Raw genomic sequence first — 19,042 nt, 5'->3', positions numbered from 1 at the left:
GGGAGAGGTTTCAGGCAATCGTCGGAATGATCCCGCCTTCTGCCCGGATCGCCGCGCCATTGGTCACCGCCGCAAGCGGGCTCGCGAGATACGTCACCATTGACCCGATTTCGTCGGCCTCGATCAGGCGGCGGATCAGTGACAGCGGGCGCAGTTCGTCGAAGAACGCTTTTTCGCGCTCGGCCTCAGGGGCGTCAGGGTTCGACACGACCGAGCGGATGAAATCGGCGATGCCCTCCGATCGGGTGGGCCCCGGCAGCACGGTGTTAACGGTCACACCGCTGCCCCTGGTCTGCTCGGCAAGCCCGCGCGCGATGGTCAGCTGGGCAGTCTTGGTCATGCCGTAATGGATCATCTCGGCGGGCGGCAGCAGCCCGCTTTCGCTCGCAATGAAGATCACGCGGCCCCAGTTGTTTTCCAGCATCTTCGGGAAATAATGCCGGGCCAGACGCGCGCCGCTCACGACATTGACCTCGAAAATATGATGCCAGTCGGCGTCGCTGATCTCGGCAAAGGGTTTGGCTTCATAGATGCCGAGATTGTTGACGAGGATATCGACCGCAGGAATCGCGGCGGTCAGCGTTTCGGCGCCTTCAGCGGTTGCGGGGTCGGCGAGGACGGCGCGGATCGTGCCGACCGCGGCCAGCTCGGCCGCCGCGGCGTCGAGCTTTTCCTGATTGCGCCCGGTGATGACGACATCGACGCCTTCCCCGGCGAGGCGTTTGGCAATCGCAAAACCGATGCCGGCGGTCGATCCGGTGACGAGGGCTGTCTTGCCGTTGAGTTTCAGGTCCATGAGGGGCTCCATTCTTGGTGCGATTTGATGATGCAAAGATAGCGCCGCGCGCCATTGTTGATTAGAATGATCTTCATCATTTCAATGATGATCTGAAATCAGGAATGTGATGGACAACAGGTTCGGCGATATCGAAACGTTTCTGGCGGTAGCGAACGGCGGCAGCTTCGCGGCCGCGGCGAAGGCGCTTCGTCTTACGCCATCCGCTGTGAGCCGCAGTATTGCCCGGCTCGAGGCGCGGCTCGGCGTTGCGCTGATGCGCCGAACGACGCGGTCGCTCGCGCTGACCACCGAGGGGCTCGCTTATCGCGACCGGATGAGCGTGCTGCTTGCCGAGCTGGAGAGTGTCGAGAACGGACTCGGCCACGAACAGCAGGGGCCACGCGGGCTGCTGCGCATCAACGCCTCGCCATCGATCGGAACGATGGGCCTGCTGCCGATCCTGCCGCGTTTCACCGCGCGCTATCCCGATGTCACGATCGATCTCGCGCTGTCCGATACGATCATCGATCTGGTCGAGGAGCGCGCCGACATTGCGATCCGCATCGGTCCGCTACGCGATACGCGGCTCCGCGCCAAGAAGCTGGGGCATAGCGGGGTGATGCTTGTCGCCAGCCCCGGCTATCTTGCGCGCCGCGGAACGCCAGAAACGCCTGACGATCTGGAGGGGCACGACTGCCTGCGTTTCAGCTTTCGCCGCTCGGTCGATAGCTGGCCGTTCCGTATCGATGGAAAGATCGTCCATCGGCCGGTGCACGGCAGCTTCTTCGGCAATTCGGGCGAGGTCGTCCGCCAAATGGCAGTCGCGGGCGGCGGGATTGCACGGCACGGGCGCTTCCACGTCGCGCAGGATCTGAGGGCAGGGCGTCTCATTGAGGTGCTGCCCGACCATAATTCCGGCGATAGCGAGGATATCCATGCGCTCTACGCGCCCGAAGACCGCGCGGCGGCGCGCATCCGCGCCTTTCTCGATTTCCTCGATAAGGAACTGGTGATCGAGGGTTAGCCGATCCGGTACGGCACGACGTCGCGCCGGTCGGGATCGACCAGAATCGGCCGGTCGCTCGGCGGAAAGGCGCGCTGGTCGCAATCGTCGCGCGGGCAGATGCGGCACGACGGGCCGATCCGCGTTGACGCCTGTGGCGCGGCGACATCGACCCCGTCGGCATAGACAAACTCGCCCGCATATTGCGCTTCGCACCCCAGCGCGACGGCGTAACGGCGGGGGGATCGCGCATAGCTGCCCGATGGTTTCACCAGCCCCTTCGCCATCGATACATAGCGCAGACCATCGGGGGTCTCGGCGAGCTGGAACAATATGCGGTCGGGGATCGCCGCGGCCTCGTGCACCACCCACAAGGGACAGGCGCCGCCGAAGCGTGCGAACTGCAGCCGCGTCGCGCTGTGGCGCTTGGTGATATTGCCCGCCATGTCGACGCGGCAGAAGAACATCGGGATGCCGCGCGCGCCGGGGCGCTGGAGGGTCGAGAGGCGGTGGCACGCCTGCTCGAAACTCACCCCATATTCGAGCCGCAGCCGGTCGATATCGTGCCGCACGGCGCGCGCGCTGGCGCGGAACGGCGAGTAGGGCATCAGCACCGCGCCCGCGGCATAATTGGCGAGCCCGACATGGAGCAATTGCCGCGCCGCCGCGGTGCGCAGCGGCGAAGCCTCGACCACCGCCGCAATCTCGCCCGCCAGTGCCAGCGCGGCAAGCTGATGTGCAAGCTGGAAGCGGCGGGTTTCGGCTGGCTGCGACGGATCGATCACCAGATGACGCATCGTTGCGTCGAAATCGCGTAGCGTCTGGGTCTGTTGATAGACAATCGAAATGCCGAGCGCGTCGCGGAGCCGCCGTTCGATTGTCTCGATCGCGGGCGAGGACTCTTTTCCGCGCAATTGGCCTGCCAGCGCTTCGGCAGCGCGGTCGATGCTGTCGACATAGTTGCCCGCATCGTGAAACCAGTCGCGCACCTCTTCCCACGGCAGGCGGCTGCCTTCGGCGGTGCCGCCGGTCAGCGCCTCGTCGATGATCTGCAATCGCTGCCCCGCGCGGCGATAGGCGGCGTGGAGCGCGACAAACTGGTCGGCGAGTTGAGGCTGTTGCAATGCCGCGCGTTCGAGCTGGTCAGGAGCGAGCGGTGCTGCGGCGAACAGCGGATCGGCGGCGGCCTCGCGCAGCGCGCCCTGCCGGCGATCGTCGGCGTCGGTGGTCACTTCCTCCCATTCGAGCGGGAACAGCCGTTGCAGCCGGTCGAGCAGCGCCGGGGTCAGCGGGCGGTCGTCATGTTCGATCTGGCTGAGATAGGAGGTCGAGATGCCGAGCGTGTCGGCAAACTCGGCCTGCTTGATCGCGCGTTCGGTGCGGAGCGCCTTGAGGCGGCTTCCGGCAAAGATGCGTTGGCGGGACAAGCAGATCCTCCTTCATGGGGAGGAATAGTTTGCAAACTATCACTTTGCAACTTTGCAAATTCACATTTGCACCGGGTCCGCAAAGAGAGCAGGGGAAATGATCCGAATTTGATGGAGAGCCATGTGTCCGCCAATATCGCCGAAATGGAACGCCGCCGTGCCGCCGCCGCGCTGGGCGGCGGGCAAAAGCGCATCGACGCGCAGCACAGCAAGGGCAAGCTGACCGCGCGCGAGCGGCTCGACGTGCTGCTCGACGAGGGCTCGTTCGAAGAGCTCGACACCTATGTCGAGCATAATTGCACCGATTTCGGCATGCAGGATCAGATCGTCCCCGGCGACGGCGTCGTTACCGGGTCGGGCACGATCAACGGCCGCCTCGTTTACGTCTTCAGCCAGGACTTCACGGTCTTCGGCGGCTCGCTTTCGGAGCGTCATGCCGAGAAGATCATGAAGGTGATGGACAATGCGCTGAAGGTCGGCGCGCCGGTCATCGGCCTGAACGACAGCGGCGGCGCGCGCATCCAGGAGGGCGTTGCAAGCCTCGGCGGCTATGCCGAAGTGTTCCAGCGCAACGTGCTCGCATCGGGCGTCGTGCCGCAAATCAGCCTCATCATGGGCCCATGCGCGGGCGGCGCGGTCTATTCGCCCGCGATGACCGACTTCATCTTCATGGTGAAGGACTCGTCCTACATGTTCGTCACCGGCCCCGACGTGGTGAAGACGGTAACCAACGAAGTCGTTACGCAGGAAGAGCTGGGCGGCGCGATTACCCACACGACCAAAAGCTCTGTCGCCGATCTCGCGTTCGAAAATGACATCGAGGCCCTGCTCGCGGCGCGCGACTTCTTTGACTATCTGCCCGAGAATAACCGCAGCGGCGTTCCCGTGCGCCCGACGAATGATCCGTGGGATCGCGCCGACCCCAGTCTCGACACACTGATCCCGCCGTCGGCGAACCAGCCCTATGACATGCATGAGTTGATCCGGAAGACCGTCGACGAAGGCGATTTCTTCGAGGTGCAGCCGGCGCACGCCGCGAACATCATCTGCGGTTTCGGTCGCATCGAAGGTCGCACGATCGGCATCGTCGCGAACCAGCCGCTCGTTCTGGCGGGCGTGCTCGATATCAATTCGTCGAAGAAGGCCGCGCGCTTCGTGCGCTTCTGCGACGCGTTCGAAATCCCGATCATCACCTTCGTCGATGTTCCGGGCTTCCTGCCTGGCACCGCGCAGGAATATAATGGCATCATCAAGCATGGCGCGAAATTGCTCTTCGCCTATGCCGAGGCGACGGTGCCCAAGATCACGGTGATCACGCGCAAGGCCTATGGCGGCGCCTATGACGTGATGGCGTCAAAGCATCTGCGCGGCGATCTGAACTATGCGTGGCCGACCGCCGAGATCGCGGTGATGGGCGCGAAGGGCGCGGTGGAAATCATCTTCCGCAGCGACATCGGCGATCCCGCGAAGATTGCCGAGCGCACCAAGGAATATGAAGACCGTTTCGCCAACCCGTTCGTCGCGGCATCGCGCGGCTATATCGACGAGGTCATCCACCCGCACAACACGCGCAAGCGGATCGCGCTGGGGCTGCGCAAGCTGCGCAACAAGAGCATCGAGAATCCGTGGAAGAAGCACGACAATATCCCGCTGTAATCATCTGATCCGGATTTGATCGCCATGTGTGACGACCGGCACATCGCGGACGCCGGGCTGGAGGCAAGGGCAGGAAACGGCTAGGTTGAGCCGCCATGTCCTTGATTCCGAAAGAGGTTTGAAGATGCGTAATTTCCTTCTCGCGACTTTGCTTGCTCCCGCCCTGCTGGCTTCGCAGGCGGCGTCGGCGTTCGATCCCGACACGCCGGTCGGCGAGCCTGCACCCGCCTTTCCGATCACGCTCGGCAGCGAGGAAAGTGAAACGATCGGCCTCGCGTTCCGCGCGGCTTTCGGCCTCGCCAAGGGCGCCGAAGCGACGGCGGTGCGCGAGATTGACGGGCAAACCTATCAGTTCCGTCCCGCGGCGATTCATCTGCTGCCCAACAATGTCGGCGTGCTGCTGAGCCTCGGCAGCCTCGACGATGCGGGGCATAGCGAGGGCGGGATCAACGCGATCCATTATCTGCAGGGCGGCCCGTCGGGTTGGCAGCGCAAGGGCGAGTGGCTGAACCTCGGTGCGGTCGGCACCGTCGGCAATGCTGCGACAAGCTGGGCGTTCAGCGATGCGATCGGGAAGAACCCCTATCTGGTCACCGCGGGCGGCGGGGTGTGGCAAGGCTGCGCGATCAGCACCGCGACGCTGACCGAACTGGCGCCGGACGGCCCGGTCGATCGTGCGGGCTTCACTGACGGGATGAGCTCGGGCGCCGGGATCGGCCAGAAGGAAGAGCAATATGACGGGAAGATCGTCGCCGCAGTTCCCGACAAGAGCTTCACCGTCGCCTACACCGGCACGCGGGCTTTCAAGCAGCAATATCTGTTGAAGAACGGCAAATATGAACTGGTCGGCAAGGACCAGATTCCGGGTTGCTGAGGAGAATGAAATGAAACTGGGTCGCCTCAATCATATCGGCGTCGCGACGCCGTCGATCGCCGACAGCATCGTCTTTTATCGCGATGTGCTGGGGGCGACCCGGATTCACGAGCCGTTCGACCTGCCCGAACAGGGGGTGAAGGTGTGTTTCGTCGACACCCCCGGCGCCGATGGCGCGCTGAACGGCACCCAGATCGAGCTGGTCGAGCCGCTGCCCGGTAACACCTCGATCGCGGGGTTTCTTGAGAAGAACCCGGCGGGCGGGCAGCATCATATGTGCTACGAAGTCCCGGACATTCACGCCGCCAAGGCCGAGTTCGAAGCGCTGGGCAAGCGCGTCCTCGGCGAGCCGCGGATCGGGGCGCATGGAACGCTGATTTTCTTCGTCCACCCGCGCGACATGGGTGGGGTGCTGACCGAGATTATGGAAACGCCAAAGGGCGATCATTGACCTTCATTTCATCGTCACCCCGGACTTGATCCGGGGTCCCGCTATTCGACGACGCAGAGCGGGATGCCGGATCAAGTCCGGCATGACGAAAAGAGAGTAGAGACTGAATATGACCGACAAGCCGACCATCGACCAATGGGCCGCCGCCGCTACGAAAGAAGTGAAGGGCAAGGACCTCACCTGGCACACGGCGGAAGGGATCGACGTCAAGCCGCTCTATACGGCGGAGGATGTCACAACCGATCCCGGCTTGCCCGGTTTCGCGCCCTTCACGCGCGGTGTCCGTGCGTCGATGTATGCCGGTCGCCCGTGGACGATCCGGCAATATGCGGGTTTCTCGACCGCCGAGGAATCAAACGCCTTCTATCGGCGCAACCTCGCGGCGGGGCAGAAGGGTCTGTCGGTCGCCTTCGATCTCGCGACCCACCGCGGCTATGACAGCGACCATCCGCGTGTCACCGGCGACGTTGGCAAGGCGGGGGTCGCAATCGACAGCGTCGAGGATATGAAAATCCTGTTCGACGGTATCCCGCTCGACCAGATGTCGGTGTCGATGACGATGAACGGTGCGGTGATCCCGATCCTCGCCTTCTTCATCGTCGCGGGCGAAGAGCAGGGCGTCGACCGCAAATTGCTCGACGGGACGATCCAGAATGACATCCTCAAGGAGTTCATGGTCCGCAACACCTATATCTACCCGCCCGAACCGAGCATGCGGATCATCAGCGACATCTTCGGCTACACGTCGCGCGAGATGCCCAAGTTCAACAGCATCTCGATTTCGGGCTATCATATGCAGGAAGCCGGCGCGACGCAGGTGCAGGAGCTGGCCTTCACCATCGCCGACGGCATGGAATATGTGAAATATGGCGTCGCGTCGGGTCTCGACATCGACAAATTCGCCGGGCGGCTGAGCTTCTTCTTCGCGATCGGCATGAACTTCTTCATGGAAATTGCCAAACTGCGCGCGGCGCGTGTGCTGTGGCACCGTGCGATGACCACACTCGGGGCACAGGACGAGCGCTCGAAGATGCTGCGCACCCACTGCCAGACCTCGGGCGTTTCGCTCACCGAGCAGGATCCCTACAACAACGTCATGCGCACGACGATCGAGGCGATGGCGGCGATGCTGGGCGGTACGCAGAGTCTGCACACCAACGCGCTCGACGAAGCGATTGCGCTGCCCACCGATTTCTCGGCCCGCATCGCGCGCAACACGCAGATCGTCATTCAGGAAGAGACGGGGATGACCAAGGTCGTCGATCCCTTGGGTGGCAGCTATTATGTCGAGGCGCTGACCCAGCAACTCGTCGATGCGGCGCAGGAGATCATCGATCGCGTCCAGTCCGAAGGCGGGATGGCAAAGGCCGTCGCGGCGGGCTGGCCCAAGGCGATGATCGAAACCGCCGCCGCCGCCCGTCAGGCGCGGGTCGATCGCGGCGATGATGTTATCGTTGGCGTGAACAAATATCGCCTGAAGGATGAAGACCTGCTCGAAACGCTCGAGGTCGATAACGCCAAGGTGCGCGAAGGCCAGATTGCGCGCATCAACAAGACCAAGGCGAACCGCGACGAAGCGGCGTGCCAGGCCGCGCTGAAGGCGCTGCGCGACGGCGCGGCGGGGGAGTCGAGCATCGAGAATAACCTGCTCGCGCTCGCGGTTGAGGCTGCGCGTGCCCGCGCGACGCTCGGTGAAATTTCGTCGGCGATGGAAGAAAGTTTCGACCGCTATGGCACCCAGCCGACCCCGGTGAAGGGCGTCTATGGCGCGCCTTATGAAGGCGATGCGCGCTGGCAACAGGTGCTCGACGGCGTGAAGGCGGTCGAACGCCGTATGGGGCGTAAACCCAAATTGCTCGTCGCAAAGATGGGGCAGGACGGCCACGATCGCGGTGCTAATGTCATCGCATCGGCATTCGGCGACATGGGTTTCGACGTCGTGTCGGGGCCCTTGTTCCAGACCCCCGATGAAACCGTCGTGCTTGCGCTCGACAGCGGCGTCGATGTCGTCGGCGCGTCGAGCCTCGCGGCGGGCCACAAGACGCTGATCCCGGAACTGATCAACAAGCTGAAAGAGGCGGGGCGGAACGATATCAAGGTCATCGCCGGTGGGGTCATTCCGCCACAGGACTATCAATATCTGCGCGACGCCGGGGTGCAGGGCATCTATGGACCCGGCAGCAATGTCGTCGAATGTGCCGCCGACGTGCTGAGGTTGCTTGGGCATAATATGCCGCCGCTCGATGCGGATCAGGCCGCCTGAACCTAATCCTGTGATGGAGATGTTGAAGCCGTGACCCATAAACCCGAAACGATGGCGGTCCATGCCGGAACCGCGCCCGACCCGACGACCAAGGCGCGGATCACGCCCATCTATCAGACCGCATCCTATGTCTTCGATGATGTCGAACATGCCTCGCGCCTGTTCAATCTTCAGGAATTCGGGAATATCTATACCCGGATCATGAACCCGACCAACGGCGCGCTCGAAGGCAAGATTGCCGCGCTCGAGGGCGGTGTCGGGGCGCTCGCCGTGGCATCGGGCCATGCTGCACAGTTCCTGGCCTTTCACACGCTCATGGAACCGGGCTGCGAAATCGTTGCGGCGAAGAAACTCTATGGCGGCTCACTCAATCAGCTCGGCCACAGCTTCCGCAAAATGGCGTGGAACACACATTTCGTCGACGCTGACAATGCGGACAATGTCGCCGCCGCGATCAATGACAAGACCCGTGCGGTGTTCATCGAAAGCCTCGCCAACCCCGGCGGCGTCGTTCAGGATATCGAAGCGATTGCCAAGGTTGCGCATGATGCCGGCGTGCCGCTGATCGTCGACAATACGATGGCGACCCCGATGCTGTGCCGCCCGATCGAACATGGCGCCGATATCGTTGTCCATTCGACCACCAAATTCCTCAACGGTCATGGCAATGCGATCGGCGGCGTCATCATCGATGCGGGCAGCTTCGACTGGGCGAAGGGCGGCAAATATCCGACGCTGAGCGAACCCAATGCCTCCTATCACGGGCTGAAATTCACCGAGGCGTTCGGCAATCTCGCCTTCATCCTCGCGACGCGGACGCTCGGCCTGCGCGATCTCGGCCCGGCGCTCGCGCCGATGAATGCCTTTCTCGCGCTTACCGGCATGGAAACGCTGGCGCTGCGGATGGACCGGCATTGCAGCAATGCGGTCGAACTCGCCAAATGGCTGAAGGCGCATCCGAAGATCAGCTGGGTGTCCTATGCTGGCCTTCCCGACAGCCCGTACAATGAACTCGCCCAGAAATATCTGGGCGGACGCGGCGGGTCGGTGTTCACCTTCGGCCTCAAGGGCGGATATGATGCCGGGGTCAAGCTCGTCTCGTCGGTCGAACTGTTCAGCCACCTTGCCAATCTGGGCGACACCCGCTCGCTGATCATCCACCCCGCATCGACCACCCACAGCCAGTTGTCCGAAGACGAACTGGTGCAGGCAGGCGCCGGCCCCGACGTCGTGCGCGTGTCGGTGGGCATTGAAAATATCGAAGACATCATCGCCGACCTCGCACAGGCGCTGGAGAAAATCGCATGACCCAAGACATCACCCGCACCGACTGGACGCGCGAGGAAATCGCTGCGTTGTTCGACCTTCCGTTCGACGAGCTGATGTGGGAGGCGCAGGGCGTTCACCGCCGCCATCATGCGCGCGGCGAGGTGCAGCTTTGCACGCTGCTCAGCATCAAGACCGGCGGCTGCGTCGAGGATTGCGGCTATTGCTCGCAGTCGAAGAGCGCCGACAGCGGGCTCAAGGCGACCAAGCTGATGGACGTGCGCGCGGTGCTGCAGGCGGCGGCGCAGGCGAAGGATTCGGGTTCGCAGCGCTTCTGTATGGGTGCCGCATGGCGCAACCCCAAGGAGCGCGACATGCCCGCGATCGTCGAGATGATCGAGGGCGTGCGCCAGATGGGCATGGAAACCTGCATGACGCTGGGGATGCTCAGCAAGGAGCAGGCGCAGACGCTCGCGGTCGCGGGCCTCGACTATTATAACCATAATATCGACACCAGCCCCGAAAATTACGCCAATGTCATCACGACGCGGACCTTCCAGGAACGCCTCGACACGCTGGAAGAAGTACGCAGCGCGGGCATCAACGTGTGCAGCGGCGGCATCCTCGGGATGGGTGAAAACCGCGCCGACCGCGTCGGCTTCATCCACGCGCTCGCGACGCTTCCCGAACATCCGGGCAGCGTGCCGATCAACGCGCTGGTCCCGGTCAAGGGCACCGTGCTCGGCGACATGCTGGCGGACACCCCGCTTGCCGCGATCGACGATATCGAATTCGTCCGCACCGTCGCCGTCGCGCGCGTTACCATGCCGATGAGCATGATCCGCCTGTCGGCGGGCCGCGAAAGTATGTCGGATGCGACGCAGGCGCTTTGCTTCATGGCGGGCGCTAACAGCATCTTCACCGGCGACAAGCTGCTGACGACCGCGAACGCCGGTGACAGCAAGGATGCGGCCTTGTTCGCGAAACTCGGCCTCAAGCCGATGGAGAGCGAAGAGCCGATGCGCCAGAATGCCGAGATGGAGGTTGCGGCCGAGTGACCCGCAAGCCGCTCCTCGCCCTGCTGATCTCGCTGCTCCTGCTGCCCGCGTCCTGCGCGCTCGGCGTGGTGGCGGGCGATATGCAGGGCGTGCGGCTGGGCAGGGCGCCCGGCGAGGGCGGCCCGCTGTGGGTTGAAAATCTGCTGTGGATCGGTGCGCTCGCGCTGATCCTCTATTGGGCGCGGCAGATCAGCCGCCTGTATCGCAAACCTGCCGCGGAGCCGGCACCGACGGAGACGACCGAATGATCATCGCATCCATGCTGCTCTTGTCCGCGATGGCCGCCGAGCCTGCGGTCGATTGCGACAATGCCATGGCGCAGTTTGAACTGAACGCCTGCGCCTATCAGGAATATGAGCGCGCCGACGCGGCGCTCAACGCCCAATGGAAGCTGACGGCCGCAGCGATGAAGGTGCGGGACCGCGAGTTCGACCGGACCCAGGACAACCGCCCCGGCTATTACGACACGCTTCTGGCCGCGCAGCGCGCGTGGTTGACCTATCGCGACAAGCATTGCGCCAGCGAGGGATACACGATGCGTGGCGGCTCGGCGGAACCGATGATGATCAGCGGCTGCATGAGGACGCTCACCGAACAACGCACCAAAGACTTAAAAGCCCTCATCGAGGAATATTGAGACGATGTTTAAGAAGATATTGATCGCCAACCGCGGCGAAATTGCCTGTCGCGTCATCAAGACCGCGCGCCGCATGGGCATCGCGACCGTTGCTGTCTATTCCGATGCCGACGCACGCGCACCCTTCGTCCAGATGGCTGACGAGGCCGTGCATATCGGCGCGTCGCCCGCGTCCGAATCCTATCTGATCGCCGACAAGATCATCGCGGCGTGCAAGGAAACCGGCGCCGATGCGGTGCATCCGGGCTATGGTTTCCTGTCCGAACGCACCAGCTTTGCCGAAGCGCTGGCCAAGGAAGGTATCGCCTTCGTCGGCCCGCCGGTGAACGCGATCGCCGCGATGGGCGACAAGATTGAATCGAAGAAGCTCGCGCTCGAAGCCGGCGTCAATGTCGTCCCCGGTTTCGTCGGCGAAATCGACGACACCGAACATGCCGTCCGCATCGCCAACGAGATCGGCTATCCGGTGATGATGAAGGCGTCCGCCGGCGGCGGCGGCAAGGGCATGCGCCTTGCCTATGACGAAAAGGACGTCCGCGAGGGCTTCGAGGCGACCAAGCGCGAAGGCCTCAACAGCTTCGGCGACGACCGCGTGTTTATCGAGAAATTCATCCTCAACCCGCGCCACATCGAGATCCAGATCCTCGGCGACCAGCACGGCAACATCCTCTATCTGAACGAGCGCGAATGCAGCATCCAGCGCCGCCACCAGAAGGTGGTCGAGGAAGCGCCGTCGCCGTTCGTGACTGAAAAGATGCGCAAGGCGATGGGCGAACAGTGCGTCGCACTCGCGCGCGCGGTCGGCTATTATAGCGCGGGTACGGTCGAACTGATCGTCAGCGGCGCCGACCCGACGGGCGAGAGCTTCTACTTCCTCGAAATGAACACGCGGCTTCAGGTCGAGCATCCGGTGACAGAGGCGATCACCGGCATCGATCTGGTCGAACAGATGATCCGTGTCGCCGCGGGCGAAAAGCTCGAACTGACGCAGGACGATATCAAGATCGATGGCTGGGCGATCGAGAACCGCGTCTATGCCGAAGACCCCTATCGCGGCTTCCTGCCCTCGACGGGCCGTCTCGTGCGCTATCGCACCCCCGTTCCCGCATGGGCGGGCGACGAGCGCGGCGAGGATGGCGTGCGCGTCGACGCGGGTGTCGAGGAAGGCGGCGAAGTGTCGATCTTCTACGATCCGATGATCGCCAAGCTGATCACCTGGGGCAAGACCCGCGACGAAGCCGCCGATTTGCAGGTTGCGGCGCTCGACCGCTTCGAGCTCGAAGGGCTTGGCCACAATATCGATTTCCTTTCGGCGATCATGCAGCATCCGCGTTTCCGCGCGGGTGAGCTGACCACCGGCTTCATCGCCGAAGAATATCCAGAGGGCTTTTCGGGTGCCGACGCTGAAGATGATGTCGTCCGCGCGCTCGCGGCGATCGCGGGCTTCATGGCAAGCGCCGAGGCCGACCGTGCACGCCGCACCGACGGCCAGCTCGGCGACCGGCTCGAACCGCCCGCGAAATGGCAGGTCAGCGTCGGCGGCGCGGCGCATAAGGTCAAGATCGGCCACAAGCATATCAAGGTCGATGGCGACAAGGTCGACATCGCGCTCGAATATACCCCCGGCGACCGGCTGGTGGTCGCCGAGATTGATGGCGATGAACTCGCGGTCAAGGTTGCGAAGACGCGCGCCGGCTGGCGCATGACGACACGCGGTCGCATCCACAATGTGCAGGTCCTGCCCTGGCATATCGCGCCGCTGTCGGCGCATATGATCGAAAAAATCCCGCCCGATCTCTCGCGTTTCCTGATCTGCCCTATGCCCGGCCTGCTCGTCGCGCTGCATGTCGGTGAGGGTGACAAGGTCGAGGCCGGCCAGCCGCTCGCGACGGTCGAGGCGATGAAGATGGAGAATATCCTTCGCGCCGAAAAGACGGGCGTCGTGAAGACCGTCAACGCTGCGCAGGGCGACAGCCTCGCGGTCGACGCCATCATCCTGGAGATGGAGTGACCTCAAGTGCATATGTCGCATACGCCCGATGCGCCGGCGGCGGAGGAAATTGCTTTCGACGATTTCCTCCGCGTCGACATCCGCATCGGCACGATCCTGAGTGCCGAGCCTTTCCCCGAAGCGCGCAAGCCGGCATTTAAGCTCGTCATCGACTTCGGCCCCACGATCGGGACGAAGAAGAGCAGTGCCCAGATCGTCGATCGTTACGCCATCGACGCGCTTCCGGGGCGTCAGGTCGCGGCAGTCGTCAACTTCCCGCCGCGCCAGATCGGCAAATATATGTCCGAAGTGCTGGCGCTGGGTTTCGCCGACGAGGCGGGCGCCGTGATCCTCTTTGCGCCCGACCAGCCGGTACCGAACGGATCACGGCTCTTCTGATCTGTTTCTCGCTCCCGATTGCGGCTAGCCTGAAGGCAAGAAGCAACGGGGAGAGTGACATGATCCGGCGAGCGACCGCCTTTGCAGCGGCAATCTGCGCATTGCTGCTGCCACTATCGGCCGCCGCCGAAGCCGATCCCAACCGCGATTATGACGTCCAGCTCACCCGTAATCTCGTTTACGGCCGCGCGCCGATCAACGTCTCGCAAGAACGCCCCCCCACCCGCGACCTGCTCGTCGACGTCTATCGCCCCGTCGCCGATGGCAAGCCGCTCGCGAACCGCCCTGCGGTCATCATGGCCTTTGGCGGCGCCTTTCATCGCGGCAACAAGGGCGAGGAGCGCTATACCGAGGATGGCGCGCAGGACAGTTCGATGGCCGACTATTGCCGCCGCTTCGCGCGCGATGGCTATGTCTGTTTCGCGATCGATTATCGCCTGACCCCCGAGGATCCCGGCGTGGTGAAACCCGTCGATGAAAAGCGACTCGTGCCCAAGTCCGCGAACCTCGCGCCCGCGGCGCTCGCGCGGATCGAGATTGTCCGTGAACGCATGGGACTGCCGCCGCTCGACGACCGGACGCGCGAGCAATATTGGCACGCGATTCTCGCCGCCGCCGAGGATATGGCGATGGCGACCGACTATGTCCGGGGCCATGCCGGAAAATATGGCGTCGATGCCGACCGCATCGCCTTGGGCGGCTTTTCGTCGGGGGCGATCACAGCGCTCAACACCGCCTATGGCATCGGTGTCCCGGTCAAGGCGGTCTTCGCGCTCTCGGGTGCGCTCAGCGGCTATAATCTGTTCGAGACCGCCCGGCCGGGCATGCCGCCTGCGCTGCTCTTCGTCGCGCAGAATGACCTCGACGGTATCCAGTCGGGGACGCGCTTCGCGGCCAAGGCTTTGGGAGCCAAAAGGATCGCGGTCGAAACGGCATGGGTGCCGGGCTTCGGGCATTTCTATCCGATGGGCGCCGTCAGTCTGGGCGATGACGTCAGTCGCATGCCGGTCGAGACGCGGATATTGACGTTTCTCGAGGCGCATATCGGCAACAAAAAGATCGAACCGACGCCGGGCAATTGACCAGTAGCAATCGCCGGACAACGGGTTAGGCTGCGGACCGGGGAAATAGGGGGAGATACAAGATGAGCCTGCCGGTAACTGCCTTCGTTGCGGCGATTTGCGCGCTGCTGCTGCTGTTCACCGCGGTCGATACCGTGCGCCAACGATTGCGGCTTCGCGTCGCGTTCGGCGACGGCGGCGACGACCGGCTGGTCAGCGCGATCCGCAGCCACGCCAACCTCGCCGAACACGCGCCGATTGTCATCATCCTGATCGGCCTGCTCGAAACCGTCGAGGCAAACCATATGGCGCTGATGGCGATCGGCGCGATCTTCCTGATCGGCCGCGTCGCGCACATCATAGGCCTTTATGCGCCGATCAGCGGCAAACCACCGGTGCCGCGCCAGATCGGCGTGATGGCGACGTGGGCGAGTTTGTTGCTGCTGAGCGGATGGACGTTGTGGATGCTGGCGACGGTGAATTTGTAGCGGGCCGCTCAACCCGTTTTCGTCACCCCGGACTTGATCCGGGGGCCACGCGGTCATGGATGCCGGATCAAGTCCGGCATGACGAAGAGGATGAGGCTCAGCCGATGAGCGCCACCGCCCGGATCCATCCCGCGCTCGCGCGCTCGATCTTCACCGGAAAGCAGCTCAGCGTCCAACCCGTTGGTGGTAGCGCGGCCAAATTCGTCAACTTCTCGATCTGGTAATAAGGCCTGATCCGTCCGGCCTTATGCCCTTCCCAAATGATCGACGGGTCGTGCGTTTCGGCCCAGCGCCGCGCGGTGTGGCTGAATGGCGCGTCCCAGCTCCACGCATCGGTGCCGACGACCTTCACGCCGCGTTGGGTGAGATAGAGCGTCGCCTCGGCGCCCATGCCGCAACCCTGATCGGTAAAATTGTCGGTGCCATACACCGCGCCCGACTGGACGAGCACGATATCGAGCGGCTGGAGGGTATGGCGGATCCGCGTCAGTTCGGCTTCGACTTCGGCGCCGCTCACGACATGCCCCGCCGGACGATCCGAAAAATCGAGCTTCACCCCGGGACGGAAGAAAAGGTCGAGCGGCGCTTCATCGATGCTCGGCGCCGCGCTGGCACCGCTGTCGGTCGTCGAGTGGAAATGCCACGGCGCGTCCATATGGGTGCCATTGTGTGTGGAGAGCGTCAGGCTCTCGACCGCCCAGCCTTCGCCGTCGGGCAGGTCTTCCTTCGTCAGCCCCGGGAAGAACATTGCAATTTGTTCCCACGTATTTTCGTGGGTCATATAGGTGATCTGCGGGCGCATCACCGGCGGGTCGGATATGACATCGTTGGTGATCGGGATCGAAAGGTCGATGAACTGCATGGGGCGCAGTCTGCCATCATTGGCGGCGGTCGCCAAGAAGACTTGCGCGGCGCCGCTTGCCCGGTAGAGATGCGGCAAAGCCCCGTACAGAGGGGCAGGGGAGAGCATATGACCGACAGCGCCGCCGTCGCCAGTTCTGGCGCCGATTATCAGCCGACCGCGAAGGAAATTCGCATGGTCATCGCCGCATCATCGGCGGGGACCGTATTCGAATGGTATGATTTCTTCATCTACGGAACGCTGGCGGCGATCATCGGCAAGGCTTTCTTCCCCAGCGACAATGCGACGCTGGAAGTGCTGCTCGTCTGGGCGGGCTTCGCCGTCGGTTTCGGGTTCCGGCCCTTGGGTGCGGTGCTGTTCGGCTATCTGGGTGACCGGCTGGGGCGCAAATATACCTTCCTCGTCACCGTCACCCTGATGGGCATCGCGACCGCGGGGGTGGGCATGATCCCGTCGGCGGCGTCGATCGGCATCGTCGCGCCGATCATCGTCATAGGCCTGCGCATTTTGCAGGGACTGGCGCTCGGCGGTGAATATGGCGGTGCGGCGATTTATGTCGCCGAACATTCCCCGCCCGGAAAACGCGGCTTCTACACCAGCTTCATCCAGGCAAGCGTCGTCGGTGGCTTTGTGCTCAGCCTGATCGTGGTTCTGGGGTGCAAGGCGCTGATGTCCGACGCCGTATGGGAAAGCTGGGGCTGGCGCGTGCCCTTCCTGCTTTCGCTCATCCTACTCGCCATCTCGCTGTGGATGCGTCTCAAACTATCCGAAAGCCCCGTGTTTCAGGCGATGAAGGCGCAGGGCGAGCTCGCGAAGAACCCGCTGAAAGAAAGCTTCACCTATCCCGGCAATCCGCGCCGCATCTTCATCGCGCTGTTCGGCATCGCTGCCGGTCTGACGGTGATCTGGTACACCGCGATGTTCTCGGGCCTTTCCTTCCTCAAGGGGCCGATGAAGCTCGATGACACAGCGGCGGAAATCATCGTCGGTATCGCGGCGGCGATCGGGATAGGTTTCTTCCTCTGGGCAGGGCATCTGTCCGACCGTATCGGGCGCAAAAAACCGATCGTCTGGGGCTATGCCGCGACGCTTGTGTTGCTCTTTCCGCTCTTCTGGCTGATGGGCAGCGTCGGCAATCCGGCGTTGACCGCCGCGGCGGAAAAGGCACCGGTCACGGTCACAGGCTCGCAGTGCAGCTTCGATCCCTTTGCCCAGAAACAGACGACAGCGTGTGGCAAGACGCTTGGCGAGCTGACCAAACTTGGCGTTCCGTACACCATCGTCACGACGGCCAGCAATTTCGACAGCGTCAAGGTCATGATCGGCAACCGCGAAGTTGCGGGCGAAGACCCCGCGATACTCACGCCCGCACTTGAGGCGATGGGCTATAATTTCGAAAAGCAGGTCCCCGGGGCCTTGGGCATCGCGGTCATCCTCGCCGCGCTGCTAGGCCTCTGTGCCTTGTCGGGCTTTACCTATGGCCCGGTCGCGGCGCTTTTGTCCGAAATGTTCCCGCCTCACGTCCGCTATTCGTCGCTGTCGATCCCCTATCATCTGGGGACCGGCTATTTCGGCGGCTTCCTGCCTCTGATTGCGAGCTTCATCATCGCCAAGACCGGCGATGCCTATGCCGGGCTCTGGTACACTTGGGGTGTCGTTCTCGTCGCTTTCCTCGTCACCATCTTCATGCTCAAGGATCCGGTTGAGGGGCAATGGGACAAGGCGCAAAAGGGCTGAACGGCCCATTGGCGCTATCGCCAAACATGTTTAGTGGCGGAGGCATGATTGCCATTCCGTCGCCGCTCCGGCTCCGCCTCGATTCCGCCGCCCTCGTTGCCAACTGGCGCTGGCTCGCCGCGCAGAGCGGCGCGGCGGTGTGTGGCGCGGCGATCAAGGCCAACGGCTATGGCCTCGGCGCGCGCGACGTGATGCGGCGTCTGGCGAAGGCGGGCTGCCGCGATTTTTTCGTCGCGACTTGGGGCGAGGCGGCGGCGCTGATGCCGCTTCCTGCAGGCGTATCGCTTTCGGTTCTCCACGGCGTCGGCTCCACTGACATGGTCGCCGCGCGCAGCTTGCCCGTCCGTCCCGTCCTCAACAGCGCCGAGCAGGCCCGGCGTTGGCGCGAAGCGGGGGAAGGGCGACCGTGCGATGTCATGGTCGACACCGGGATGAACCGGCTGGGCCTGCGCGTCGAGGAGGTGCTGGGCGGTGCGCTCGGCGGGCTCGCTATCCATACCCTGCTCAGCCACCTCGCGTCCGCCGACGAGGACAGCCCGCAAAATGTGCGGCAACTTGCGGCTTTCCGTGTGATCCGCGAGAAAGTTTCCGCGCGCCGCTACAGCCTCGCTAACAGCGCCGGTATCTGCCTTGGCACCGACTATGCTTTCGATCTGACGCGTCCCGGCATCGCCCTTTACGGCGGAATTCCGCGCCCGGAATCCGAAGGCCAACTTCGCCAGGTCGTTTTCCCCGAAGCGCGGGTGTTGCAGATGCGCAGTGTGCTCGCGGGCGAAACTGTCGGCTATGGCGCGACGTGGACCGCGCCCGCCGACAGCCGCATTGCGGTCGTCAACATGGGTTATGCCGACGGCTATCTACGCTGCCACGCCGGGTCGGGTGGCGCGACTTGGAACGGCAAGCCGTTGCCGCTGATCGGCCGTGTGTCGATGGACCTGATTGCGTTTGACGCCACTGCCGCGACGGGGCTGAACGAAGGCGATTGGCTGGCCATCGACTATGACCTGCCTGCCGTTTCGCGATCGAGCGGCTTGTCGCAATATGAGCTGCTCACGGGCCTCGGGGCACGCTTCGATCGCACTTGGGTCTAGC

Annotated in this window: 18 protein-coding genes; 15 read left to right on the top strand and 3 right to left on the bottom strand. The window is 63.4% G+C overall.

The genetic code is table 11. The features are described from left to right. Window positions 1–10: 10 nt before the first annotated feature. Window positions 11–796, bottom strand: coding sequence for an SDR family NAD(P)-dependent oxidoreductase (locus AC1RRJ_RS08030; RefSeq protein WP_493121238.1), 786 nt, complete (start codon window positions 794–796; stop codon window positions 11–13). 109 nt (window positions 797–905) lie between these two features. On the opposite strand from AC1RRJ_RS08030, the gene AC1RRJ_RS08025 reads away from it, so the two are divergent. Then, window positions 906–1,802 carry a LysR family transcriptional regulator gene (locus tag AC1RRJ_RS08025; protein WP_493121236.1) on the top strand — a complete coding sequence of 299 codons (897 nt, stop codon included), beginning with the start codon at window positions 906–908 and terminating at the stop codon, window positions 1,800–1,802. Here AC1RRJ_RS08025 and AC1RRJ_RS08020 read toward each other — a convergent pair. Continuing rightward, the gene (locus tag AC1RRJ_RS08020; RefSeq protein ID WP_493121234.1) at window positions 1,799–3,208 is read right to left on the bottom strand and encodes a helix-turn-helix domain-containing protein; all 1,410 of its coding nucleotides are present in this window, start codon (window positions 3,206–3,208) and stop codon (window positions 1,799–1,801) included. The genes AC1RRJ_RS08025 and AC1RRJ_RS08020 overlap by 4 nt on opposite strands. 123 nt (window positions 3,209–3,331) lie before the next feature. Here AC1RRJ_RS08020 and AC1RRJ_RS08015 point away from each other — a divergent pair, with 123 nt between their 5' ends. The 12 genes from AC1RRJ_RS08015 to AC1RRJ_RS07960 all read left to right on the top strand — a co-directional run bounded on the left by AC1RRJ_RS08015 (window position 3,332) and on the right by AC1RRJ_RS07960 (window position 15,351). After that, window positions 3,332–4,864, top strand: a complete 1,533-nt coding sequence (locus AC1RRJ_RS08015; RefSeq protein ID WP_088471232.1) for an acyl-CoA carboxylase subunit beta — start codon at window positions 3,332–3,334, stop codon at window positions 4,862–4,864. Window positions 4,865–4,988: 124 nt separating this feature from the next. Then, on the top strand, window positions 4,989–5,738 hold the full coding sequence (locus AC1RRJ_RS08010) for a hypothetical protein (protein WP_493121232.1): 750 nt from the start codon (window positions 4,989–4,991) through the stop codon (window positions 5,736–5,738). Window positions 5,739–5,748: 10 nt separating this feature from the next. Further along, complete coding sequence (gene mce, locus AC1RRJ_RS08005; RefSeq protein ID WP_493121229.1) at window positions 5,749–6,189, top strand: methylmalonyl-CoA epimerase; 441 nt, start codon at window positions 5,749–5,751, stop codon at window positions 6,187–6,189. Between the two features lie 109 nt (window positions 6,190–6,298). Further along, a complete protein-coding gene (gene scpA / locus AC1RRJ_RS08000) occupies window positions 6,299–8,452 on the top strand; it encodes a methylmalonyl-CoA mutase (protein WP_493121227.1) in 2,154 nt (717 codons plus the stop codon). A gap of 51 nt (window positions 8,453–8,503) precedes the next feature. Next, window positions 8,504–9,760, top strand: coding sequence for an O-acetylhomoserine aminocarboxypropyltransferase (locus tag AC1RRJ_RS07995; protein ID WP_493121811.1), 1,257 nt, complete (start codon window positions 8,504–8,506; stop codon window positions 9,758–9,760). After that, window positions 9,757–10,776: a biotin synthase BioB gene (gene bioB / locus AC1RRJ_RS07990; protein WP_493121225.1), complete on the top strand. Its 1,020-nt coding sequence runs from the start codon at window positions 9,757–9,759 to the stop codon at window positions 10,774–10,776. The genes AC1RRJ_RS07995 and bioB overlap by 4 nt, the downstream gene beginning before the upstream one ends. Then, a complete protein-coding gene (locus tag AC1RRJ_RS07985; protein ID WP_088471224.1) occupies window positions 10,773–11,024 on the top strand; it encodes a hypothetical protein in 252 nt (83 codons plus the stop codon). Before bioB ends, AC1RRJ_RS07985 begins: the two co-directional genes overlap by 4 nt. Window positions 11,025–11,053: 29 nt before the next feature. Further along, complete coding sequence (locus AC1RRJ_RS07980; protein WP_493121222.1) at window positions 11,054–11,413, top strand: lysozyme inhibitor LprI family protein; 360 nt, start codon at window positions 11,054–11,056, stop codon at window positions 11,411–11,413. Between the two features lie 4 nt (window positions 11,414–11,417). Then, entirely contained in the window at window positions 11,418–13,424 is a 2,007-nt protein-coding gene (locus AC1RRJ_RS07975) for an ATP-binding protein (protein WP_493121220.1), read from the top strand. A gap of 6 nt (window positions 13,425–13,430) precedes the next feature. Next, the gene (locus AC1RRJ_RS07970; protein ID WP_493121218.1) at window positions 13,431–13,802 is read left to right on the top strand and encodes a tRNA-binding protein; all 372 of its coding nucleotides are present in this window, start codon (window positions 13,431–13,433) and stop codon (window positions 13,800–13,802) included. 59 nt (window positions 13,803–13,861) lie between these two features. Next, the gene (locus tag AC1RRJ_RS07965) at window positions 13,862–14,884 is read left to right on the top strand and encodes an alpha/beta hydrolase (RefSeq protein ID WP_493121216.1); all 1,023 of its coding nucleotides are present in this window, start codon (window positions 13,862–13,864) and stop codon (window positions 14,882–14,884) included. A 62-nt stretch (window positions 14,885–14,946) separates the two neighbouring features. Then, entirely contained in the window at window positions 14,947–15,351 is a 405-nt protein-coding gene (locus tag AC1RRJ_RS07960) for an MAPEG family protein (RefSeq protein ID WP_493121214.1), read from the top strand. 97 nt (window positions 15,352–15,448) lie between these two features. Here the strand turns inward: AC1RRJ_RS07960 and AC1RRJ_RS07955 are convergent, their stop codons facing one another. After that, on the bottom strand, window positions 15,449–16,213 hold the full coding sequence (locus tag AC1RRJ_RS07955; RefSeq protein ID WP_493121212.1) for a cyclase family protein: 765 nt from the start codon (window positions 16,211–16,213) through the stop codon (window positions 15,449–15,451). A 108-nt stretch (window positions 16,214–16,321) separates the two neighbouring features. On the opposite strand from AC1RRJ_RS07955, the gene AC1RRJ_RS07950 reads away from it, so the two are divergent. Both AC1RRJ_RS07950 and alr read left to right on the top strand, forming a co-directional pair. Beyond that, window positions 16,322–17,950, top strand: coding sequence for an MFS transporter (locus AC1RRJ_RS07950; RefSeq protein ID WP_493121210.1), 1,629 nt, complete (start codon window positions 16,322–16,324; stop codon window positions 17,948–17,950). A 44-nt stretch (window positions 17,951–17,994) separates the two neighbouring features. Continuing rightward, the gene (gene alr / locus AC1RRJ_RS07945; protein WP_493121208.1) at window positions 17,995–19,041 is read left to right on the top strand and encodes an alanine racemase; all 1,047 of its coding nucleotides are present in this window, start codon (window positions 17,995–17,997) and stop codon (window positions 19,039–19,041) included. Window position 19,042 lies beyond the last annotated feature (1 nt).

It is taken from the genome of Sphingopyxis sp. GW821-FHT12C06, assembly GCF_058807415.1.
Note: the sequence above shows the minus strand (reverse complement) of the source record. Positions and strands in the feature narration are given on the sequence as shown.